Here is a 20,856-nt window from a genome sequence, read left to right as displayed (position 1 = left end):
GATATCAGGCGCCGGTAAGGCCAAGCACGTCAGCCATGGAGTAGAGCCCAGGGGGCTTCCCGCGCGTCCACAGCGCCGCTGCCAGGGCGCCGCGGGCGAACACGCCGCGATCCTCGGCGCGGTGCGAGAATTCGATGCGCTCGCCGGCCCCGGCGAAGACGACCGTGTGATCGCCGACGACCGTGCCGCCGCGCAGGCTCGCAAATCCGATCTCGCCGATCCGCCGCGGACCTGTCAAACCATCGCGCCCGCGCGCGCTATTCTCGCCGAGAGCGATTCCGCGACCATGCGCGACCGCCTCGCCGAGCAGCAGCGCCGTTCCTGAGGGCGCATCGACTTTGAGGCGGTGATGCATCTCGACGATCTCGGCGTCCCAAGCCGGTCCAAGCGCGCGCGCCGCACGTTCGATAAGCACGGCGAGGAGATTGACGCCGAGGCTCATATTGCCGGAACGCACGATCGCCGTTTCCCGCGCGCATTCGGCAATGGCGGCCAGATCGTCCTGAGACAGTCCGGTCGTGCCGATAATATGCGCCACCCGGGCCCGCGCGGACGCCCGAGCCAAATCCACGCTGGTGCTCGGAGACGAAAAGTCGACGATCGCGTCAGCGTCGCCGAGGGCGGCCACGACGTCGCTCGTTATCGGCACGCCGTTCGGCGCGGCGCCGCCGCTGTCAGCGCCGAGCGCCGCAGAGCCGGGACGCTCCAGAGCGGCAGTCAATCGGACGCCCAAAGTATCGGGGATGATCTGTGTCAGCATCCGGCCCATGCGGCCCGCCGCGCCGACTACCACCAAACGCAATTCGTTCATGTTCAGTCGCCCTCGCCTCCCGCAGCTTAGCGGCTTCGATTCGCTTTTCGTGACGCGCCGTTTTCCTATACAGGCGAGGCGTCGCGATGAGAAGCGCGCAGCTTGAGCCCGCCGTCGCAGGCTACCCGAACGGGCGGTCATTTTGCTTTCGGGCGAAAGCTTTTAACACGGGCCGGATCGGTCTCAATGTAGGCCGCGCCGATGAGATCGAGGCAGTAAGGCACCGCCGGCATGACGGCGTCGAGACAAAGTTCGATCGCCCTTGGCTTGCCCGGCAGATTGATCACGAGACATTTGCCGCGATGGGCGGCCAATTGCCGAGACAGGATCGCCGTCGGCGTCTGCGACAGCGAGACCTGTCGCATGAGTTCGCCAAAGCCGGGCAGCTCGCGCGGGCAGGCTGCGAGCGTCGCTTCGGGCGTCAGATCGCGGGGGCTCGGGCCTGTGCCGCCGGTCGTGACGATGAGGTCGCAACCGACAGCGTCGGCCAGGTCGATAAGCGTATCGCGCACGCTTTCAAGCCCATCCGGGATGATCCGCCGCTCGATGCGGAAGGGCGTCGTCAGCGCTGCGCGTAGATAGGCCTCGATCGCCGGACCGCTCTCATCTTCATAGACGCCAGCGCTCGCGCGATCGGAGGCGGTGACAACGCCGATGATCGCGGCGCGCTTTTCGTCTGTCATTGGCGAGTCTCCCGGCGCGCATGTTTGCCGCCTCCGCTCGCCCTTGTCACTCCCCCAGGCCGCAGCGCTTAAGCTAGTATAGCTTGCACAGATATCGCGCAGAATGCAACTCAACAAAGACATATAGCGACAACAAATTGAATAAAGCGACTCAATATCGAGAACATTGTGCGCTGCGACGAACATATACGCCATGATATTGGCAGCACATATTTTGCCACATTTCACAATTAACTAATTCATCTTCGCCTCCATTCAGACGGATGGAAACTGTGCGCTTGACGAAGCGAATGCGCTCGTCGGCATCCTTCACGCATTGTGCGTAAACGGAGCAATCCTGAATGAATCGTATCTGTGGCGTACTGACGATCCTTGCCCTGACGACCGCGCCGGCTCTGGCGCATCACCATCACGCCTCCCGCCATTCCTCGCGCGATGTCTCGCGCCACGCGGAGGCTTCGCAGGGCTTCACCGCCAACGCGTCATTCTACGGCGGCGGCCCGCGCCGCTATGAACCCAACAGCCACACCGCCAACGGCGAACTCTTCAACATGTGGGACATGACGGCTGCCCACCGCACCCTGCCGATGGGCACGCGTCTGCGCCTGACCTACGCCGGGCGTTCGGTGGTCGTGCGTATCAATGACCGCGGACCGGCGGTCTGGACCGGGCGCAGCCTCGACGTGTCGCGCGGCGCGGCGACCCAGCTCGGCCTCATCGAACGCGGCACCGGACAGGTCCGCGTCGAGGTGATCGGAAAGAGCTAAGCAATTCAAAACGCCCGGCTTCGGCCGGGCGTTTTCAACATGGCTTGACCACGCCTTCGACCGCCGCGCGCCGTTTGCTGTATCACGCCTCGTTTTGAGCGCCGTCGTGTGGATTGCGACCAGCACGAGGTTCTATCAATCGCCGAGTTCCTTCGACGAGGCATTCGGCTTTTGCGCGGACATTCTCGCGCAGCACAATTGTCGTCTCGTCGAGCCAGGCGACGGCCATTGGCGAATTTTTGAGCGCCTCTGTCTCGAGACGCAGACGCGCGGACCCATGGTGACGGACGCCTGGTTCGCATCGCTCGCCATCGAGTGGGATTGCGAGTGGATCACACTTGATCGCGACTTTGCGCGCTTTCCGGGTCTGCGATGGCGGATGCCCTAAAGCGCCCTACTCCCGCACATAAATCTCAGCGCCTTTCTCCAGGAACTCCGCGCTCTTTTCGGCCATGCCCTTCTGGCGTTCGATCTCTTTCGCCTCCTCGCGCAGGTCGCGGGTGATCTGCATCGAGCAAAATTTCGGTCCGCACATCGAGCAGAAATGCGCGACCTTATGCGCCTCTTTCGGTAGCGTCTCGTCGTGGAATTCGCGCGCCGTGTCGGGATCGAGTCCGATCTCGAACTGATCCTCCCAGCGGAAGTCGAAACGCGCTCGGCTCATCGCGTCGTCGCGTTCGCGCGCGGCCGGATGGCCTTTGGCGAGATCGGCGGCGTGCGCCGCGATGCGATAGGTGATGACGCCGGTCTTGACGTCGTCGCGATCCGGCAGGCCGAGGTGCTCTTTAGGCGTTACGTAACACAGCATCGACGTGCCGAACCAGCCGATCATCGCGGCGCCGATGCCCGAGGTGATATGGTCATAGCCCGGCGCGATGTCGGTGACGAGCGGGCCGAGCGTATAGAAGGGCGCCTCGCCGCAGACCTTGAGCTGCTTGTCCATATTGGCTTTGATCTTGTGCATCGGCACATGGCCGGGGCCTTCGATCATCGTCTGACAGCCCTTGTCCCAGGCGATCTTCGTCAATTCGCCAAGCGTCTCCAGCTCGGCGAATTGCGCGGCGTCATTGGCGTCGGCGTTGCAGCCGGGGCGCAGACCGTCGCCGAGCGAGAAGGACACGTCATATTTGCGCATGATGTCGCAAATCTCGTCGAAGCGTTCGTAGAGGAAGCTCTCCTTGTGCTTCGACAGGCACCAGCGCGCCATGATCGAGCCGCCGCGTGAGACAATGCCGGTGACGCGATTGGCGGTCAGCGGCACATAGGCGAGGCGCACGCCGGCATGGATCGTGAAGTAGTCGACGCCCTGCTCCGCTTGCTCGATCAGCGTGTCTTTAAAAACTTCCCAGTCGAGCTTGAGCGCATCGCCGCCCACCTTTTCCAGAGCCTGATAGATCGGCACGGTGCCGATTGGCGCGGAAGCGTTGCGGATGATCCAGTCGCGGATGTTGTGAATGTTGCGGCCGGTGGAGAGGTCCATCACCGTGTCGGCGCCCCAGCGCACCGCCCACACCATCTTTTCCACCTCGTCCGCAACGGAAGAGGTGACGGCCGAGTTGCCGATATTGGCATTGACCTTCACCAGGAAGTTGCGGCCGATGATGACCGGCTCGAGCTCCGGGTGATTGACATTCGCCGGAATGATGGCGCGGCCGCGCGCGATCTCCTCGCGCACGAATTCGGGCGTGACGAATTCTGGGATAGCGGCGCCAAAGCTCTCGCCGTCGGCGAGGCGCTCCTTGGCGACGTCGAGGGCGCGCTCGCGGCAGAGGTTCTCGCGATGCGCGACATAGATCATCTCCTCCGTCACGATCCCGGCACGGGCGAACTCGAGCTGAGTGACGGGCTGCGCGTCGGCTGCCCGATAAAGCCTGCGTTCGGCTGGACATGGCGGCACGAGGCGCTCGCCTTCGGCGAAGCCGTTGTCTTCAGGCTTGATGCCGCGGCCCTGGTAGGCCTCCAGACCGGCGCGCGTCGCGAGCCAGGGACGCGCCGCGGGCAATCCCGCCGCAAGGTCGGGCGTGTAGGATGCGCAGGTATAGGGTCCTGACGGGTCGTAGACCCGAAGCGGCGCCTCGCCCGAGGATGGGTCGAGCACGATCTCGCGATAGGGAACGCGAATGTCGTCGCGTTCCTTCGGCGAGGAATAGACCTTGCGCGATTTTCCGATCGGCCCGGTGGTGACGTTCGCCGGCATACGCTTGTCGTGGATGTTCATGATCGCGCTCCTTCATCGCGCTTCGTCAAGGGAAGCGGACGCTGAGTCAGGAAGACGAAGGAGGGATGCGCTATCAGAGCGTCGACGCGAGGCGCCGTTCGCTTCTTCGCTGGCCTTCCCTACGCCGGCATGACCCGGATCAGGTTCGACGGGTGCTTCTCAGCCGCGCTTGCGGCGCCCCTCGCCATTATGGAAAAATTACCGCGTTCACACTCTTGTCGCAAGCTCGCGTGGCGATACCGGCAAAACAGCGTATAGCCCCGACGAGCCCAGACATATGAGGAATTTCAATTTCCAGGGCCTGACGTCAGCGGAAGCCGAGAGGCGTCTTGCCGAATACGGCCCGAATGAGCAGCCAAAAGCTCCCCCGCCCGGCATATTCGCGATCGCGCTGCGCACCCTGAAAGAACCCATGTTCTTTCTGCTTGCGTCCGCCGCGCTGCTCTACCTTTTCGTCGGCGATCTGGGCGAAGGCCTGTTCATGGTCGCCGGCGCAGGCGCGTCGATCACTCTTGTTGTTCTGCAGGAGCTGCGAACCGAGCGCGCGCTTCAAGCGCTCAACCGACTGGCCGAACCCACTGCGACTTGTCTGCGCGACGGCGTCGAGCGGCGCATCCCTGCGCGCGACCTCGTCCCGGGCGATGTGATCCTCGTCGGCGAGGGGGAGCGCGCGCCGGCGGACGCGCTGCTGATCGGCGGCGACGCGCTCGTCATCGACGAGTCCCTCCTCACGGGCGAGTCAGCCCCGGTGACGAAGACTCTCGCAAGCGAAGACCGCTCGGCGGAGTTTCCCGATCCTGGCGGCGAATATACGCCCTTTCTTTTCGCGGGAACCATGATCGCGCGGGGATCGGGATTGGCCGAGGTCGTGCGCACCGGCGCGCGCACGGCGATGGGTCGTCTTGGCGCTTCGCTGGCCGCGATTGAGGCCGAACCCAGTCCTCTGCAGCAAAGGACCGGCAGGCTGGTCGCCACGCTCGGCGCCTTCGCTCTCATTTTTTGCGTCTTGGTGTTCCTTGCCTATTGGCGCGTGCATGGCGACTGGTTTGAGGGCGCCATCGCCGGCATCACCCTCGCCATCGGCCTTTTGCCGGAAGAATTTCCGATGGTGCTCGCGATCTTCCTCGCGCTCGGCGCTTTTCGGCTGGCGCGGCGCAACGTGCTCGTGCGTCGTTCTTCGGTGACCGAGACGCTGGGCTCGACGTCGATTCTCTGTGTCGACAAGACCGGAACGCTGACGCAGAATCGAATGCGCGTCGCGTTCGCTATTTACGACAGTGACAAGGCAATCGATGCGCCGCGCGCGGATGCGGGGCAACGCATGCTCATCCGCACGGCCTTGCGCGCCTCTTCGGCAAATCCCGTCGATCCGATGGATCGCGCCGTGCACGTCTTCGCAGCGGAAGCGGGCGTCGCATCGGAAGCCGTGCCCCTTTCCAGCTTCCCGATCCGCCCCGACCTGCTCGCCTTCATTCAGTGCTGGCGCGATGAGTCGGGTGAGAGCTATGCCGCGAAAGGCGCGCCGGAAGCGATCTTCAAACTCGCGCGCGTCTCGGACGAAGAACGCGCACGCCTTCAGGCTAAAATCGACGATCTGGCGCATCGCGGCCTCCGCGTGCTTGGCGTCGCGACGACGGCGCCGCTGCCGCAAGCGCCTCCGCCGGAAGTGGCGTCATTCACTTTCATTGGTCTGCTGGCCTTTGAGGATCCGCTTCGCGAAGACGTTCCCGCAGCCGTCGCGGCCGCGCGGCGCGCGGGAGTCGCGGTGGCGATGATCACGGGCGACTATCCTGCGACGGCGCTGGCCATCGCTCGGCAAGCGGGCATCAATTCTGAAGCCGGCGTGCTCACCGGCGCTGAGATCGCGGCGACGCCGATCGAACTTCGTCCTGAAAAAATCCGCAACACGCGCGTCTTCGCCCGCGTGACGCCGACCAGCAAGCTGGCGCTGGTCGAGGCGTTCAAAGCCGACGGCCATATCGTCGCCATGACCGGAGACGGCGTCAATGACGGGCCAGCGCTCGCCGCCGCGCATATTGGCATCGCCATGGGACAGCGCGGCTCGGATGTCGCGCGCGAAGCCGCGCATATCGTGCTGCTTGACGACAGCTTCACCTCGATCGTCGCCGGCGTGGCGCTGGGGCGGCGTATCTTCGCCAATCTCCGCCGCGCGCTCACCTATGTGACGGCAATTCACATTCCGATCGCCGGCGGCGCCCTGGCGCCAATCCTGATGGGGCTGCCGCCGCTGCTGCTGCCGGCGCATGTCGTGCTGATGGAGTTGATTATCGACCCGACCTGCGCGCTCGTTTTCGAGTCGCAGCCGAATGAACCCGACGCCATGCTCAAACCGCCCCACCGACGCGATGAGCCGCTTTTTGGTTCGCGCGAACTCTGGCTCGGTTTCGTGCAGGGCTTCGTCGTCTTCCTAACCGTCATGTCGGTCTACATCATCGACGATGGATTTGGCGCGCCGGAGCCGCAGGCGCGGGGGCTCGCCTTCGCAACCCTTGTCGTCAGCAATCTCGTGCTCGCGCTCTCGGATGCGCTTCCGCGCGGAGCCTCGCTGTTTTCGCGCGACAATCTGGCGTTCTGGGGCGTCGCCTTCGCGGCCAGTGCGATGTTGACGGCCAGCCTTTACGCGCCCGTCATCCCGGAGCTACTGCGCTTTGAGCCGCCGACTTGGCCAAAACTGGTTTTGGCGCTGACGCTCGCAGTGATTGCGGGAAGCTGGTACGGCGTTTGGCGCCGGTTGCTCTATCCGGCCCCGCGCGCGCCGCGAGAAGACGCGGCCCTTACTGTCGATTTGCGCTGAGGCGCGCAATGCGCAAGCCGCATAGGTGTTGCAAAGACGTTACAGAGACAAGAAATCTTTGCTTGTGACGGCGAATTTGCGCCTAAAGTCCAGTGGGTCTTGTAATGTTTAACACGCTGTAAAAACGCGCCGAACTTCGGCGCGACACGCGAATGCCCGCCGGTGGCGAGGCTCAAGAGACGGTTCGCCTCGGGACTCGCCGACAATGAAAAAATCGAATTCGCGCAGCTTGCTCTTCTCGCTGACCGCAATCGCAGCGCTTGCGCCGTCCCTCTCCTTCGGCGCCGACGGCTATTTCCTTACAGGCTTTGGTCCGCGTCAGAGAGCCCTAGGCGGCGCTGGCGTCGCGGACTCGCGAGACGCAATGGCCATGTCGATCAATCCGGCGGGCATTGTCGGACTCGATCGGATGTTTCAAGTCGGACTCGGCGTGAGCCTGCCCGAGCGGGGGTATTCGACCGTTGGGCAGCCGGTGGTCCTGGCGCCAGGCGATGTAAGGAGCGGCCGACCCATCTTTCCGGTGCCAAACGGCGCCTATGTCCAGCCGATCGACGCGGTGTCCGCATGGGGCGTCGCCACTTACGGCAACGGCGGCCTCAATACTTCCTACGACATCCAGCATTTCAAGCCGCCGGTCAAAGCTGGCCCGGGGGGCGTGATCACCGTCTCTCCGTCGCTTGGCGGCGTCCTCGGCGGCGGCGCGGCGGGGCTCGACCTCCAGCAGTCGTTTATTAGCGCCACCTACGCCAGAAAATTCGGTTCGCTCAGCGTGGGCGTCTCACCGACTTTGGCGATCCAGATGTTCAACGCGCAAGGACTGAAAATTCTCTCTCCCTATTCCTCCAACATGTTCAACTTTACCGACATGGCCTACGATTGGTCAGTCGGAGGCGGTCTGCGGGTGGGTTTAGAGTGGCGCGCGACAAATGAACTGCGCTTTGGACTCGCCGGCGCGACACCCATGTTCATGTCGAAGCTGCAAAAGTATCGGGGACTTATCGCGGACCAGGGTAGTTTCGACATTCCGGCGACGCTGATCGCCGGCGTCGCCTATGACCTGCTGCCCAACCTTACGCTGATGGCCGACTGGAGGCACATCTTCTATTCGGCGACCACCGCTGGTAACGCGAGTTTTCCCATCTGGTACGGATCGTTCGGCTCGTCTGGCGGCAGCGGCTTTGATTGGCGCGATACCGATTCCGCCTCCTTCGGCGCCGAATGGCGCGCCACGCCCGAGCTGCGCTTGCGCGCGGGCTACCACTACTCAACCTTGCTGATGAGAGAACGCTCCGCGACGCTCGCGGCGTTGGCGCCTCTTGTCGGCGCTCACTCGGTCACCGGCGGCTTCGGCTATCAACTGACGAAAAACTCATCGATTGATTTCGCGGCCATTTATGACTTCAAGAATTCGGTCAGCTACTTCGAGAACGCACCCTTCGTCGGGCGCGCCTTCTTTCCTGCAGTTCCGCTCAATGTTTTTCCGCATTATAATACCAACGCCGTCATCACCGCCTGGGGACGCGCCACCCAGTTCACGGTCGGCTACAACTACAAATGGGATGCAGGCGATACGTCCTGGATCCCCAGTCATTTCTGAAAACTAGCGCTCCCTGACGGCCGGCGTCGATCGGCCCGCCTGGCGCGCCTCCGAAAAGGAGGCGCGTCTTTTTATGAGTCTTCCCTCAGCCGACGACGATCTTTGGCGCCGTGCGTGTTTTCTGCGTTTCGAGCAGCGTTTTCACCTTCGCCGCCAGATTGAGATAGACCGCGGCCTGCGGGCTGTCGGGCTCGGCGCCCACGACGGGCCTCCCGGCGTCCGAGGTTTGGCGGATCTTGATGTCGAGCGGCGCCTCGCCAAGAAAAGGCACGCCCATCTGTTCGGCGTCGTGGCGCGCGCCGCCATGCGCGAAGATCTCCGAGCGCCCGCCGCAGTGGGGGCACAGGAAGTAGCTCATATTTTCAATGACGCCGAGGATCGGCGCCTCGACTTTCTGGAACATCGACACGGCGCGCCGCGCGTCGATGAGCGCCAAATCCTGCGGCGTCGAGACGATCACCGCGCCGGCGAGCGGGACCTGTTGCGCGATGGTGAGCTGAACGTCGCCGGTGCCGGGCGGCATGTCGATGACGAGCGCGTCGAGCTCTCCCCAGGCGACTTCGCCGAGCATTTGCGAAATCGCCTGCGACACCATCGGACCGCGCCAGACCATCGGCACGTTCTCGTCGACAAGAAAACCCATCGACATGATCTTCACGCCATAGGCTTCGAGCGGCGCGAGCTTGCCGCCTTCGACCTTGGGTTTGTCAGTCAAGCCGAAAAGCCGCGGCATCGAGGGGCCATAGACGTCGGCGTCGAGCAGGCCGACGCGCCACCCCTGAGCGGCGAGGCCGAGCGCAAGATTGGCCGAGGTGGTCGACTTGCCGACGCCGCCTTTGCCCGAGGCGACGGCGACAATGAAACGGATTTTCTCCAGCGCCGGGATTCCGCCTTTTTGCTGCGGCGGCGGCGCGCCCGGCCCATGCGAATGGGCATGGGCATGGGCTTGAGCCCGAGTCGGCGGCGCCTCGGGGCGCGAGGCGCGCTCGGCCGTCAACGTCACCACAGCCTGCTCGATGCCGGGCGCCGCCTTGATCGCGCGCTCGGCCGCGACTCGCGCCGCCTCCCAGGCCTGCGCCTGGCTCGGATCGCCGGCCAGAGAAACGAAGGCTTTGGCGCCCGACACATTGACGCCGCTTACCGCGCCGACGAGCGGCGCTCCGCCTGGCCCGTAAAGCCCTTCCAGAGCCTTCAAAATGTCAGCTTCCGTCGCCACGCGCCCGCTCCTTGCCTGTTTAGAGCTGTTCCAGGCAAGCCATATGCCGCGATTAGCGCTCCCCGTCCATCCGGATCGTTCAGCTCAGCCTGGTAGATGCCCCGTGTTGCTCCGCGAGGCACAACAAGACCTCAACCCATTCGAGTTCGTCGCCTTTTTGCTGTGCGATCTCAACGAACTGATCGGTGTAGAAGCGAAATCCCGTCGGCGAGTCGCGCCAAAGTAGACGTCTTGGAATGAATCGCGCGTTCATCTTCGGCGGCGAGTGACAGTCGACAATGAACTCTCCGTTACTCCGGCGAACTTCCGCCATATCGGAGAACCTGATGGGTTCTTCGAGCTGGATATGCCAGAAGGCGTCGTGTGAAATGATCAAATGCGCCCCGCGCACGCTGGCGGCTAATCTGAGCAACGCTGTTTTACGCCAGTCCATGAGACAGCACATCAAGGCCCAAGCTGCCAAGCAGCTCATAATCCCGGCGTGATAGATGCACTCGGACCCGTAGAGGCGGCCATATTTAGCGGCGCACCAGCCGTGGGATTGATATGTTGTGTAGTCCAACACTGCGAACGCGAGAAAGATTGCGGACAGGAACAGGAAAAAGATTATCGACGCCCACCAGTTTTCTTGTAGTCGACGTTCGATCGGCAGAGCGACGCATCGCTTCGGCAAAACAATCGTTGGATCCCAAGACCCCCACCGATTCTTGACGGGCAAGCCCGGTAGTTCGAGGAATCCTGTTTTGCCCTCTGATAGAGTGCCCTGCGTGGATTTGGTCGCGCTTTCGTTCATCGCGCGCGCAAGTCAGGGCAATGACCTTCCGCCTGCACGGGCGGGCATGGAACGTCGCCATAGGAGCAGAACACGCAGCAGTCTCCCGTCTTTGCCGTCAGCCGCGCGCCGCATCCGGCGCAGACATGCACGACGACGCAGGCGTCCAGTGGCATGTCGAGCGTTTCCGCGCGCGCGCAGTGCGGACAGGTGAGGGTCGACTGGAGCTGCAAATCCGCCTCTTTGTGCGCCTGATCCGAATTTGGTCAGGCGGCTGTTCCTATCACGCAGAATCCATTGCCGAACGGGTCGGCGCAAAATGCGATGGGCGGGCGGGAGCCGCCTTCGAATTTCTGCTCACATTTCGCGCCAGCGTTCACTGCATTTGTCAAAAAGGCTTCAAAATCGTCGACGTGAAAGTCGATATGAACGGGCGTCCAGTGTCGCTCATATCGACGAACCTCGTCGCTTCCCTGGGCCGGGTTGCTTCCAGCCGATTTCTCGATCAGTCCGATTTGCGAATTTCCACATTTGAGCAGGACATATGTGGGAACAGGTCGAGCGATCTCGGGCAGTCCCAAGGCGTCCCGATAAAATCGCAGTCCGTCTTCAAGCCGCGGGACGTCGATCGAAACTGAGTAGTTCATGCTCATGCCCGGTCAGCCCGACGCTCTGCGATCTCAAATCGTGCTCTCACGCGAACATCATCGCCGGATGTCCGATGACATGTTTGAATTCGGCCAATAGCTCGGCGCCGAGCGCGCCGTCGACGGCGCGATGATCGCAGGACAGCGTCACGCTCATCATTGTCGCCACAACGGGCGCGCCATTCTTCACGATCATGCGCTGCTCGCCCTGCCCGACCGCCAGGATCGTCGACTGCGGCGGATTGATCACCGCGGTGAAGCTCTGCACGCCATACATGCCAAGATTCGACACCGCCGAAACGCCGCCTTCATATTCATGCGGCTTCAGCTTGCGCGTGCGGGCGCGCCCGGCGAGTTCCTTGATCTCCTCGGAAATCTCGCGAACCGATTTCGTCTCAGCGCTACGGATGATGGGCGTCACAAGTCCGCCGGGAATCGACACGGCGACGCCGATATCGGAGGATTTGTGGCGCAGCAGCGCGTCCGGCGTATAGGTGACATTCGCCTCGGGCTTGCGTTGAAGCGCGATGGCGAGCGCCTTCACGACGTAATCATTGACCGACGTTTTCCATGTCGGTTTGCCGTCCGACCCGAGCGGCGCGGCGGCGTTATAATCCTCGCGCAGGCGCAGCAGCGCGTCGATCTCGCAGTCGACGTTGAGATAGAAATGCGGAATGGTCTGGATCGATTCCGTCAGCCGCCGCGCGATCGCCTTGCGCACATTGTCGTGCGGGATTTCCTCGAAAGTCCCGGCCTCGAAGAATTTGCGAGTCGCGTCGGCCGAGGGCGCTGCGGCGAGCGGCGCCGCCTTCGACGTCTCTCCGCGCGCGAGCGCCGTTTTCACGTCGCGCTCGATGATCCGGCCGTGCGGGCCAGAGCCCTGGAGCGCGGAAAGATCGAGTCCGCCCTCCTTCGCCAGACGGCGCGCGAGAGGCGAAGCGAAGATACGGTCGCCGGGGGCGAAGCGAGCGGGAGCGTTCATCGTGCGGAATCGCCTTTGGCGGCGGAAAGTTCGCTATATATTAGAGGCCTTGCCGAGAGCAGTCCATGAACGCGCCGCGCCGAGCGAATAAATCCCCCAAGGGAAAAATGGCCGCGAGCCAGCTTTACGACCAAGATTTTTACGCCTGGGCCAATGAGCAGGCGGCGCTGCTGCGCGCCGGAAAGCTCAGCGAGGCGGATATTGAGCATATCGCCGAAGAGGTGGAGAGCTTGGGCAAGACCGAAAAACGCGAGCTCGTCAGCCGCCTCATCGTCCTGATGGTGCATTTGCTGAAATGGCGCTTTCAGCCCAGCCTGCGCGGGCGCAGCTGGAAGCTGAGCGTCGACGAGCAGCGAATCGCGATTGACGCGCATCTTGCGGACAATCCCAGCCTCAAAACTGTCGTCACTGAAGCGACGGCGCTCGCCTATCGTCAGGCGCGGATCGGCGCGCAGCGCGAAACAGACCTCGACGCCTCGGTTTTCCCCGCCCAGTGCCCCTGGACCTTCGATGAGATGATGGCCGAGGATTTCTGGCCGGAGGGGTAGCGCGGGGGCGGAAGGGTCGCAATTGGGGTGCCCGCCGGAGACGCTTCCTCACATTCATCCATCGAGCCGGCAACCTGACCGACCGATTATGGCGCTGGCCGGGGCGCTTCCGTCAAGGCGACCCGCTTTGTGGGCGGCCTTAACCGAGCGCCGTCAGCGCCCACGCAAGAGCATGTCGGCTTGGGGCGAATGTCGCCTCCCACGTCTCAGCAGGGGAATCGAATTCTAATTATCGCGAGGTCATTTTGAGTCGACTCTCTACTCCTGTATCATTGAGCCTTCGGATAGCGATCAGGCCGCTGCTAAGCAACAGCATCAACGTATGAAGCAAGATTCATTCGGGCAGCGCTAATATTTTAAGGAAGGTCAATGAAGCTGTTTATTAGCTGGAGCGGCGAGCGTAGCCAAGCATTCGCACAGGCTGTGCACCAGTGGTTACCGATGGTGCTGCACTACGTTGATCCATGGCTTTCAAACTCCGACATCGCAGCTGGTGACCGGTGGGCCAACGAAGTCGCAAAAGAACTCGAAGCCAGCAAGTTCGGCGTCATCTGCATAACACGCGAGAACATTGCCTCGCCTTGGATTCTTTTTGAAGCCGGTGCGCTCGCAAAATTCATGCAGGAGGGCCGGGTCATACCGCTCCTTCTTGACGTCGAATTCAAAGATATCACCGGCCCGCTCGCTCAGTTTCAAGCTAAAAAGGTCGAACGGGACGGACTATGTGATGTGATCAACTCGATCAATCAATTTTCAGAAATTAAAGTGCCAGAAACTCGGCTGCCAAATCTGTTCGAAACCCTGTGGCCCGTTTTGGAAAAGAAAGTTGGAGATATTCCAAAAAATCCGACTCCAGCAAAGCAAAACAGGCCTCAGCATGAAGTCCTCGAAGAGCTTGTTGCGAGCATACGCGGACTTGATGTGCGATTTCGAGAAACTGTCGAAGACGCGTCCCGCGTGCGTCGCCGGAGGCCTCGTTTCCATCCGATGATGATGAATGAAATGCTTCACAGGATGGACCTAGGAGAACAAGACCCGACGCGTTTCCTGTTGCTCGCAAGTATTCTGCGAGATGATCTTCCATGGCTTTACGAACTTGGCGTTGATGCGTATCGAGCGTCAACGGGAGCGAACACCGCAAAGGCGAAAGAGGCGCAACGGCGCTTTCTCTCGGCATTGGAGATGGTGCGACGTGGCCCATTCATGGAGATGGTCGGCGACAAAGAGAGCTATTACGCAATCGAAGAAATGATGCACATGGTCCACGTATTACAAGAGGCGCCTACTTCAAAACCCAGAGAACCACGGCTCCATTTGAAGCAGCGTCCTCCGAAGTCTCCCGAAAAATAGGGCAATGACACCGACGACGCATACTGCCAGAGCGGATGGCAAAAGCACAATCTTAAAGGGCTACCATCCCTTCTCGGATCGAGGCAGGAAATGAATGACGGTGAGCGGAGTCCGAGGCAGTCGCGTCATCACGCACAATTGACTTGCGACGCCGCGCAGCCCCGGCGCGCCTTCAAGAGAATAATACGGCATCCGGCTGATCCGTTCGCTTGGGCCTGTCATTCCCGGCGGACCGAAGGTCCGACCGGGAATCCAGAGCCAATCAACAAACACTGGCTCTGCTCTGGATTCCCGATCGCGCGCTTTGCGCGCGTCGGGAATGACAGTCTGCTATGCGTCGGTCTTTGCGCAATCAATCACCGATACATAACCGCCTTCGCCGCCGCGACGACATCCGCCACGCTCGGCAAAGCCAGTTTTTCCAGATTAGCGGCGTAAGGCATCGGCGTGTCCTTGCCGGTGACGCGCAGCACCGGCGCGTCGAGATAGTCGAAGGCTTCCTGCTGCACGCGCATCGCGATCTCGGCCGATATTCCACACTGCGGCCAGCCTTCCTCGACCGCGACGCAGCGGCCCGTCTTCTTCACCGACTCGATGATCGTCGCCGCATCCATCGGCCGCAGCGTGCGCAAATCGATCACCTCGGCGTCGATCCCCTCTTTGGCGAGTTGCTCGGCGGCCTGCAGCGCATAGGTCATGCCGATCGAGAAGGAGACGAGCGTCACGTCCTTGCCGGGCCGGGCGATGCGCGCCTTGCCGATCGGCAGGACGAAATCCTCGAGCGCCGGCACTTCCGACGTCTTGCCGTAGAGAATCTCATTTTCAAGAAACACGACCGGATTGTCGTTGCGGATCGCGGCCTTCAGCAGGCCTTTCGCGTCGCTGGCGTTTGACGGCGCAATCACGATCAGTCCCGGCACCTGCGAATACCAGGCGGAATAGTCCTGGCTGTGCTGCGCGGCGACGCGCGCCGCGGCGCCGTTCGGTCCGCGGAACACGATCGGACAGTTGATCTGTCCGCCGGACATGTAAAGCGTCTTCGCGGCCGAATTGACGATGTGGTCGATGGCCTGCATCGAAAAATTGAAGGTCATGAATTCGACGATCGGCCGCAGCCCGGCGAAGGCCGCGCCGACGCCAACGCCCGCGAAACCATATTCGGTGATGGGCGTATCGACGACGCGCCTCGCGCCGAATTCCTGCAGAAGGCCTTGCGTGACCTTATAGGCGCCCTGATATTCGGCGACCTCCTCGCCGATCACGAAGACGCTCGGATCGCGCCGCATCTCTTCGGCCATGGCGTCGCGCAAGGCTTCGCGCATGGTCATCGACACCATCGTCGTGCCTTCGGGCACCTCCGGCGCGACGCGCGGAGACGGCTGCTCGGCGACGCTCGTCGCCTTGGGCGCGGGAGTCGCAGCCTCGACCGCGGCTTTGGTCGCGGCCTTGTTGGCTTCGCCGGGTTCGTCCTGCGGCGCGGTCTGGCCTGGAACCGGTGGGGCGGCTTCAGCCTGCTTTTGCGCCTTGTCCTCTTCGCCGACGCGATCGGCCGGCGCGTGGTCAGCCGTGTCGGCGACCTCCTCGCCCTCCTCGGCGATCACCGCGATCGGCGTGTTGACGGCGACATTCTCGGTGCCGCCGGGCACGAGGATGCGCGCCAGCACGCCCTCGTCGACCGCCTCGACCTCCATCGTGGCCTTGTCGGTCTCGATCTCGGCGATGACGTCGCCGGCTTTCACCGAGTCGCCTTCGCTTTTGAGCCATTTGGCGAGCTTGCCCTGCTCCATCGTGGGAGACAGCGCGGGCATGAGGACATTGACGGTCATTGATTCAATCCCTCACGCCAGAACGTCCGTCCACAACTCGCTCGGATCCGGCTCCTTGTCCGCAGTGGCGAAATCGGCGGCTTCGGCGACGATCTTGCGCGCATTGGCGTCGATCTTCTTGAGTTCGTCCTCGCTGACGCCGTCGGCGATCAGCCGCGCGCGGACTTGCTCGATCGGATCATGCTCCTCGCGCATCTTCTGGACTTCTTCCTTGGAGCGATATTTCGCGGGATCGGACATCGAGTGGCCGCGATAGCGATAAGTCTGCGCCTCTATGAGATAGGGGCCCTTGCCGGCGCGGCACCATTCGATCGCTTCGTCCGCTGTCGCCTTGACGATGCGCACGTCCATGCCATCGATCTGCTTGCCGGGGATTGCGAACGCCGCGCCGCGCTTCGAAAAGTCGATCTGCGCGGAGGCGCGGGAGATCTCCGTGCCCATCGCATAGCGGTTGTTCTCGACGATGAAGACCACCGGCAGCTTCCAGAGCGCCGCCATGTTGAAGGCCTCATAGACCTGGCCCTGGTTGGAGGCGCCTTCGCCGAAAAACGTCAGGGACACGCGCCCGTCGCCGCGATAGGCGTTGGCGAAGGCCACCCCCGCGCCGATCGGCGCCGGCGCGCCGACGATGCCGTGCCCGCCGTAGAAATTCGCTTCGCGCGAAAACATGTGCATCGAGCCGCCCTTGCCCTTGGAATAGCCGCCGCGCTTTCCGGCGAGCTCCGCCATGACGCGCCTGGGCTCCATTCCTGAGGCGAGCATATGTCCGTGGTCGCGGTAGCTCGTGGTGAACTGGTCGCCGTTGCGGGCCGCCATCTTGACGCCGACGACCACGGCTTCCTGGCCGATGTAGAGGTGGCAGAATCCGCCGATGACGCCCATGCCGTACAGCTGTCCGGCTTTTTCCTCGAACCGCCGGATGAGCAGCATGTCGCGAAAGGCGGTGAGTTCTTGCTCGCGAGTGAAAGGCGGGACTGTTGACGCGGCTGCCGCGCCGCCGCCGCTTTCCTCGACCATTTCACCGCTCCCGTCGCTAAGCTTTGCCGTGCAGAGTAATGCAAGACGCCGCCGAACACGAGCGTCTCGCCTGCCTTTCAATTTGGGGAGCGCGCTAGCGCGCGTCGAGTTGCGACTGTAGTTCCTCGGCGAAAGCGGTGATTCTTTTGGCGTTCACGCCAAAATCATGGCGTCCGTAACGCGACGCCGAGCGTAGATCGATGCGCGTCTGGCCGGGCAGCGGCTTGAAGCGGACCGTGATGTCGTCGTCAAATCCCATGACGAGCGTTTTGTCGATGAAGTCGATATGACCGTCGCCGCTGCGTCCGCCCGGCGGCCGCTTGTCGACAAGCGTCCATCCGCGGGCTTTGGCCGTTTTCAGCACCAGAGCAAAGGCCTCGTCCGTGTCCAGATCGACGACGATCGGTTCGACGTCCGGATAGGCCGGCCGCTGCGTCTCCCGCGCGCGGGACGGGAGGCCAGGAGGCTGGAAGCCGCTGCGCGCCTCGAAGGCGGCTTTGGAGAAGGAGAAAAAGGGCGGATCGGCGACGTCCGTCGAAATGTCGGAAAGCACCGGCAGACGCACCGCCTCGAACGCGAGATATGCGGGGTATCCCAGCGTCAACGCCGCGATGACGAACGCGGTCGCCGCGGCGCCCGCCCCGCGCCGTCCTGTCCGCCAAATCACGCTGCAAGCGGCGCAAAACAAAAGCAGCGCGATCAGCGCCAAGGCCATGGCCCCGCCAAGCGACGCGAGCGCCGACGCCGGGTCAAGGGCGCCAAGTCGCCCCAGAAGGATGGCCAAAATCGCCACAGTCGCGGCGAAAATCGCGAACCGTCGGCTCCAAAGCGCGACTTTCGACCAGGGTTCGGGCGGAAGATGACGTCGCATCAGTTCAAGAGACTCGCGTGACCGCCGCCACGGGGCGGCTCAGCCGCATTTTTCGCAATTTCACGGCGAATGCAACGGCTCTCGCGCATTTGAAAAAAAGTCGGGCGGACGCCGCCTCCGCGCCGGTTCCTTAGCGGCTCGTTAACTTGCCGAGGACAATCCTAGGAAAACGTCCCTTGTGTTCCCCTCCTGTCGTCGAGCGCACCCATGTCCGACAAGTATTCCGTCGAGTTTAACGAGCCCCAATCCGGCGGCCATCCCCATGACCTTCTCGCGCGGCTTTACCGCGAGATCGGCATTTCCGCCGTCGCCGCGGCGCTGGAAGTCGAGCAGTTCGCTCAGCAGCCGACGGCCACGGTCGAGCGCCTCGACGAGCGCCGCCTGCCCGCGGTGCTTCTGGGCGAGGAACTCGCCGCCTGAGCTGACGCCAGGCAAGGCGGCCGCCTTACACGGCCTTTTACCGGCGTTCGCCGGCCTGCTTCCTTGTGACACCGGATCCCTATATGTTTCGGGCAGGAGGACAAGGCCATGCGCAAGGCTGTCGCCCTATTTCTGCTCATCGTCCTCGCCACGGTTGGTCTGACAACCGCCGCGGCGGCTGACCCGCGCGTGCGCGGCGCACACGCCCGGGTTCATCGCGTCGCGCCGCCGCCGCCATATGCTAACGACGGCTATTTCGCCGACTATGTGACCGGACCGACGGGCGCGCCAACGCCCGTCATGCAAGTGCCGGGCTCAACGAGCGTCATCACTCGAAAGATGATGGACGACTTCCAGGCGCGCAATCTCTGCGACGCGCTGCGGCTCGCACCGGGGGTCAGCGGCGGAAGCTGCTAGAGTCCACCGCCACTTCGCATTTGTGGGCTTACGTCAGCCATTCAGTCGACATACGTCAGTCGAAGAGTTCAGGGCGGCGAAGACGCAACGCCTGAATCAGCGCGAGCGTTTTCATGTCGACGAAGCCGTCCGCCGACATCAATGCGGCGAGTTCCTTCAAGCCTAATTCGACGACGCGAACCTCTTCGTCTTCATGCGCGACCCCGCCGCCGTCGCCGACGCGATCCTCGGCCCGGTATTCGGCGAGATAAAGCGTCATGCGCTCGGTCGAAACGCCTGGCATGGACCAGGCGGTCGCGACATGCTCAAGCGCGCCGAGCCGCAATCCGCCTTCTTCGAGCGCCTCGCGCTTCGCCGTGGCGACCGCGTCATCCTCGCCCTCGACGAGGCCGGCGATTGCTTCGAGCGAATGCGCCGCGCCGACCACCACAAGTAGCGGCGCGCGCAGCTGCTCGACGAGCAGCGCCGTCTTGCGCTCGGGATCGTAGGGCAGCACGGCGGCCGCGCAGCCGTGATCCTCCACGTCGCGCAGGATCAGTTTTCCGTCCGGCATGCGGACGGTCGCGATCGACATCGTCGCCCAGCGCTTGTGCGTTTGTTCGAGTTTGACGATCGAAGGCATCATGGCGGAACTTAATCTCTTGCCGCGATCTGAAATCGGGTCACCCCAAAAGCAAAGGGGCAGGAGCGCGGCTCCTGCCCCTCTACTGATGTTCTCAGCGCGCGTCAGCGGTCATTCGATAATGCTGGCGACGACGCCGGCGCCGACGGTGCGGCCGCCTTCGCGGATGGCGAAGCGCAGCTTCTCCTCCATGGCGATCGGCACGATCAGCACCACGTCCATCGTCACATTGTCGCCCGGCATCACCATCTCGACGCCGTCGGGAAGCGTGACGATGCCGGTCACGTCCGTCGTGCGGAAGTAGAATTGCGGACGATAATTGGTGAAGAACGGCGTATGGCGGCCGCCCTCTTCCTTGGTGAGGATATACGCCTCGGCCTTGAACTTCGTATGCGGCTTCACCGAACCCGGCTTGCACAGCACCTGGCCGCGCTCGACGTCCTCGCGCTTCGTGCCGCGCAGCAGGCAGCCGACATTGTCGCCCGCCTCGCCCTGATCGAGCAGTTTGCGGAACATTTCGACGCCGGTCACCGTCGTCTTGGTCGTCGGGCGGATGCCGACGATCTCGACTTCCTCGCCAACCTTCACCACGCCGCGCTCGATGCGCCCCGTCACCACCGTGCCGCGGCCCGAAATCGAGAACACGTCCTCGACCGGCATCAGGAACGGCTGATCCTTCGGCCGCTCAGGCTGCGGAATATATTTGTCGACCTCGGCCATCAGCTTCAGGATCGCGTCATGGCCGATCTCGGGGTTCTTGCCCTCGAGCGCGCAGAGCGCCGAACCCTTGACGATCGGAATGTCGTCGCCGGGGAACTCATATTTGCTGAGCAGCTCGCGCACTTCGAGCTCGACGAGCTCCAAGAGCTCCGGGTCGTCGACCATGTCGACCTTGTTCAAGAACACGACGAGCGCCGGCACGCCGACCTGGCGAGCCAAGAGAATGTGCTCGCGGGTCTGCGGCATCGGGCCGTCGGCGGCCGAGACCACCAGGATCGCGCCGTCCATCTGCGCCGCGCCGGTGATCATGTTCTTCACATAGTCGGCGTGGCCGGGGCAGTCGACATGCGCGTAATGGCGGTTCTGCGTCTCATATTCGACATGCGCCGTCGAAATGGTGATGCCGCGCGCCTTCTCTTCCGGCGCCTTGTCGATCTGATCATAGGCCGTAAAGGTCGCGCCGCCCGTCTCCGCCAGAACCTTGGTGATCGCCGCCGTCAAAGACGTCTTGCCATGGTCGACGTGCCCAATCGTCCCAATGTTGCAGTGCGGCTTCG

At 62.9% G+C, this 20,856-nt stretch carries 20 protein-coding genes, 1 pseudogene and 1 riboswitch; of the genes and pseudogenes, 8 read left to right on the top strand and 13 right to left on the bottom strand.

Features of this window, described 5'->3' with window-relative positions; translation table 11 throughout:
- Positions 1-4: 4 nt before the first annotated feature.
- Both dapB and mog read right to left on the bottom strand, forming a co-directional pair.
- On the bottom strand, positions 5-811 hold the full coding sequence (gene dapB, locus NEI07_RS06470; RefSeq protein WP_256033489.1) for a 4-hydroxy-tetrahydrodipicolinate reductase: 807 nt from the start codon (positions 809-811) through the stop codon (positions 5-7).
- A gap of 137 nt (positions 812-948) precedes the next feature.
- Complete coding sequence (mog, locus tag NEI07_RS06465) at positions 949-1,494, bottom strand: molybdopterin adenylyltransferase (RefSeq protein WP_256033488.1); 546 nt, start codon at positions 1,492-1,494, stop codon at positions 949-951.
- A gap of 341 nt (positions 1,495-1,835) precedes the next feature.
- Here mog and NEI07_RS06460 point away from each other — a divergent pair, with 341 nt between their 5' ends.
- Complete coding sequence (locus NEI07_RS06460; protein ID WP_256033487.1) at positions 1,836-2,261, top strand: septal ring lytic transglycosylase RlpA family protein; 426 nt, start codon at positions 1,836-1,838, stop codon at positions 2,259-2,261.
- 37 nt (positions 2,262-2,298) lie between these two features.
- Positions 2,299-2,649: pseudogene (locus NEI07_RS06455) on the top strand (TA system VapC family ribonuclease toxin); the annotation flags it as partial.
- Positions 2,650-2,655: 6 nt separating this feature from the next.
- On the opposite strand, the gene thiC reads toward NEI07_RS06455, so the two are convergent.
- Positions 2,656-4,479, bottom strand: a complete 1,824-nt coding sequence (thiC, locus tag NEI07_RS06450; RefSeq protein ID WP_256033486.1) for a phosphomethylpyrimidine synthase ThiC — start codon at positions 4,477-4,479, stop codon at positions 2,656-2,658.
- A gap of 98 nt (positions 4,480-4,577) precedes the next feature.
- Positions 4,578-4,671: riboswitch (TPP riboswitch) on the bottom strand.
- A gap of 85 nt (positions 4,672-4,756) precedes the next feature.
- On the opposite strand from thiC, the gene NEI07_RS06445 reads away from it, so the two are divergent.
- Both NEI07_RS06445 and NEI07_RS06440 read left to right on the top strand, forming a co-directional pair.
- Complete coding sequence (locus tag NEI07_RS06445) at positions 4,757-7,294, top strand: cation-translocating P-type ATPase (protein WP_256033485.1); 2,538 nt, start codon at positions 4,757-4,759, stop codon at positions 7,292-7,294.
- Positions 7,295-7,499: 205 nt separating this feature from the next.
- Positions 7,500-8,891 carry an OmpP1/FadL family transporter gene (locus tag NEI07_RS06440; RefSeq protein ID WP_256033484.1) on the top strand — a complete coding sequence of 464 codons (1,392 nt, stop codon included), beginning with the start codon at positions 7,500-7,502 and terminating at the stop codon, positions 8,889-8,891.
- Between the two features lie 85 nt (positions 8,892-8,976).
- Here the strand turns inward: NEI07_RS06440 and NEI07_RS06435 are convergent, their stop codons facing one another.
- From NEI07_RS06435 to NEI07_RS06415, 5 genes are all read right to left on the bottom strand, one after another.
- On the bottom strand, positions 8,977-10,107 hold the full coding sequence (locus NEI07_RS06435; protein WP_256033483.1) for an Mrp/NBP35 family ATP-binding protein: 1,131 nt from the start codon (positions 10,105-10,107) through the stop codon (positions 8,977-8,979).
- Positions 10,108-10,186: 79 nt separating this feature from the next.
- Positions 10,187-10,900: a hypothetical protein gene (locus tag NEI07_RS06430; RefSeq protein ID WP_256033482.1), complete on the bottom strand. Its 714-nt coding sequence runs from the start codon at positions 10,898-10,900 to the stop codon at positions 10,187-10,189.
- Positions 10,897-11,112 (bottom strand): DUF3141 domain-containing protein, encoded by a 216-nt coding sequence (locus NEI07_RS06425; RefSeq protein ID WP_256033481.1) that lies wholly within the window; start codon positions 11,110-11,112, stop codon positions 10,897-10,899. The genes NEI07_RS06430 and NEI07_RS06425 overlap by 4 nt, the downstream gene beginning before the upstream one ends.
- Positions 11,113-11,145: 33 nt before the next feature.
- Entirely contained in the window at positions 11,146-11,526 is a 381-nt protein-coding gene (locus NEI07_RS06420; protein WP_256033480.1) for a VOC family protein, read from the bottom strand.
- A gap of 46 nt (positions 11,527-11,572) precedes the next feature.
- Positions 11,573-12,508 (bottom strand): 2-oxo acid dehydrogenase subunit E2, encoded by a 936-nt coding sequence (locus NEI07_RS06415; protein WP_256033479.1) that lies wholly within the window; start codon positions 12,506-12,508, stop codon positions 11,573-11,575.
- A gap of 65 nt (positions 12,509-12,573) precedes the next feature.
- On the opposite strand from NEI07_RS06415, the gene NEI07_RS06410 reads away from it, so the two are divergent.
- Both NEI07_RS06410 and NEI07_RS06405 read left to right on the top strand, forming a co-directional pair.
- Positions 12,574-13,056: a DUF29 domain-containing protein gene (locus tag NEI07_RS06410; RefSeq protein WP_256033478.1), complete on the top strand. Its 483-nt coding sequence runs from the start codon at positions 12,574-12,576 to the stop codon at positions 13,054-13,056.
- Positions 13,057-13,425: 369 nt separating this feature from the next.
- Positions 13,426-14,406 carry a toll/interleukin-1 receptor domain-containing protein gene (locus tag NEI07_RS06405; RefSeq protein ID WP_256033476.1) on the top strand — a complete coding sequence of 327 codons (981 nt, stop codon included), beginning with the start codon at positions 13,426-13,428 and terminating at the stop codon, positions 14,404-14,406.
- Positions 14,407-14,762: 356 nt separating this feature from the next.
- Here the strand turns inward: NEI07_RS06405 and NEI07_RS06400 are convergent, their stop codons facing one another.
- From NEI07_RS06400 to NEI07_RS06390, 3 genes are all read right to left on the bottom strand, one after another.
- A complete protein-coding gene (locus NEI07_RS06400; RefSeq protein ID WP_256033474.1) occupies positions 14,763-16,232 on the bottom strand; it encodes a pyruvate dehydrogenase complex E1 component subunit beta in 1,470 nt (489 codons plus the stop codon).
- A 12-nt stretch (positions 16,233-16,244) separates the two neighbouring features.
- Complete coding sequence (gene pdhA / locus NEI07_RS06395) at positions 16,245-17,249, bottom strand: pyruvate dehydrogenase (acetyl-transferring) E1 component subunit alpha (protein WP_256033473.1); 1,005 nt, start codon at positions 17,247-17,249, stop codon at positions 16,245-16,247.
- Positions 17,250-17,343: 94 nt separating this feature from the next.
- On the bottom strand, positions 17,344-18,120 hold the full coding sequence (locus NEI07_RS06390; RefSeq protein ID WP_256033471.1) for a DUF1499 domain-containing protein: 777 nt from the start codon (positions 18,118-18,120) through the stop codon (positions 17,344-17,346).
- A gap of 207 nt (positions 18,121-18,327) precedes the next feature.
- Between NEI07_RS06390 and NEI07_RS06385 the strand changes: the two genes are divergently transcribed.
- A complete protein-coding gene (locus NEI07_RS06385) occupies positions 18,328-18,540 on the top strand; it encodes a hypothetical protein (protein ID WP_256033469.1) in 213 nt (70 codons plus the stop codon).
- Positions 18,541-18,648: 108 nt separating this feature from the next.
- Positions 18,649-18,957: a TonB-dependent receptor plug domain-containing protein gene (locus NEI07_RS06380; RefSeq protein WP_256033467.1), complete on the top strand. Its 309-nt coding sequence runs from the start codon at positions 18,649-18,651 to the stop codon at positions 18,955-18,957.
- A 55-nt stretch (positions 18,958-19,012) separates the two neighbouring features.
- On the opposite strand, the gene NEI07_RS06375 is transcribed toward NEI07_RS06380, so the two are convergent.
- Positions 19,013-19,582: an NUDIX domain-containing protein gene (locus NEI07_RS06375; protein ID WP_256033464.1), complete on the bottom strand. Its 570-nt coding sequence runs from the start codon at positions 19,580-19,582 to the stop codon at positions 19,013-19,015.
- A gap of 108 nt (positions 19,583-19,690) precedes the next feature.
- The coding region (gene tuf, locus NEI07_RS06370) for an elongation factor Tu (protein ID WP_256033463.1) at positions 19,691-20,856 on the bottom strand (1,166 nt) is incomplete at its 5' end.

Source organism: Methylocystis suflitae (assembly GCF_024448135.1).
Lineage (GTDB): Bacteria > Pseudomonadota > Alphaproteobacteria > Rhizobiales > Beijerinckiaceae > Methylocystis > Methylocystis suflitae.
Note: the sequence above shows the minus strand (reverse complement) of the source record. Positions and strands in the feature narration are given on the sequence as shown.

Excerpts from the sequence above, each read along its gene's own strand:
- NEI07_RS06385 (WP_256033469.1), top strand. The coding sequence starts at position 18,328 with ATGTCCGACAAGTATTCCGTCGAGTTTAACGAGCCCCAATCCGGCGGC.
- NEI07_RS06380 (WP_256033467.1), top strand. The coding sequence starts at position 18,649 with ATGCGCAAGGCTGTCGCCCTATTTCTGCTCATCGTCCTCGCCACGGTT.
- NEI07_RS06400 (WP_256033474.1), bottom strand. The coding sequence starts at position 16,232 with ATGACCGTCAATGTCCTCATGCCCGCGCTGTCTCCCACGATGGAGCAG.
- NEI07_RS06445 (WP_256033485.1), top strand. The coding sequence starts at position 4,757 with ATGAGGAATTTCAATTTCCAGGGCCTGACGTCAGCGGAAGCCGAGAGG.
- thiC (WP_256033486.1), bottom strand. The coding sequence starts at position 4,479 with ATGAACATCCACGACAAGCGTATGCCGGCGAACGTCACCACCGGGCCG.
- pdhA (WP_256033473.1), bottom strand. The coding sequence starts at position 17,249 with ATGGTCGAGGAAAGCGGCGGCGGCGCGGCAGCCGCGTCAACAGTCCCG.
- NEI07_RS06410 (WP_256033478.1), top strand. The coding sequence starts at position 12,574 with ATGAACGCGCCGCGCCGAGCGAATAAATCCCCCAAGGGAAAAATGGCC.
- NEI07_RS06375 (WP_256033464.1), bottom strand. The coding sequence starts at position 19,582 with ATGATGCCTTCGATCGTCAAACTCGAACAAACGCACAAGCGCTGGGCG.
- NEI07_RS06460 (WP_256033487.1), top strand. The coding sequence starts at position 1,836 with ATGAATCGTATCTGTGGCGTACTGACGATCCTTGCCCTGACGACCGCG.
- NEI07_RS06420 (WP_256033480.1), bottom strand. The coding sequence starts at position 11,526 with ATGAACTACTCAGTTTCGATCGACGTCCCGCGGCTTGAAGACGGACTG.
- NEI07_RS06430 (WP_256033482.1), bottom strand. The coding sequence starts at position 10,900 with ATGAACGAAAGCGCGACCAAATCCACGCAGGGCACTCTATCAGAGGGC.
- mog (WP_256033488.1), bottom strand. The coding sequence starts at position 1,494 with ATGACAGACGAAAAGCGCGCCGCGATCATCGGCGTTGTCACCGCCTCC.
- NEI07_RS06390 (WP_256033471.1), bottom strand. The coding sequence starts at position 18,120 with ATGCGACGTCATCTTCCGCCCGAACCCTGGTCGAAAGTCGCGCTTTGG.
- dapB (WP_256033489.1), bottom strand. The coding sequence starts at position 811 with ATGAACGAATTGCGTTTGGTGGTAGTCGGCGCGGCGGGCCGCATGGGC.
- NEI07_RS06440 (WP_256033484.1), top strand. The coding sequence starts at position 7,500 with ATGAAAAAATCGAATTCGCGCAGCTTGCTCTTCTCGCTGACCGCAATC.
- NEI07_RS06415 (WP_256033479.1), bottom strand. The coding sequence starts at position 12,508 with ATGAACGCTCCCGCTCGCTTCGCCCCCGGCGACCGTATCTTCGCTTCG.
- NEI07_RS06405 (WP_256033476.1), top strand. The coding sequence starts at position 13,426 with ATGAAGCTGTTTATTAGCTGGAGCGGCGAGCGTAGCCAAGCATTCGCA.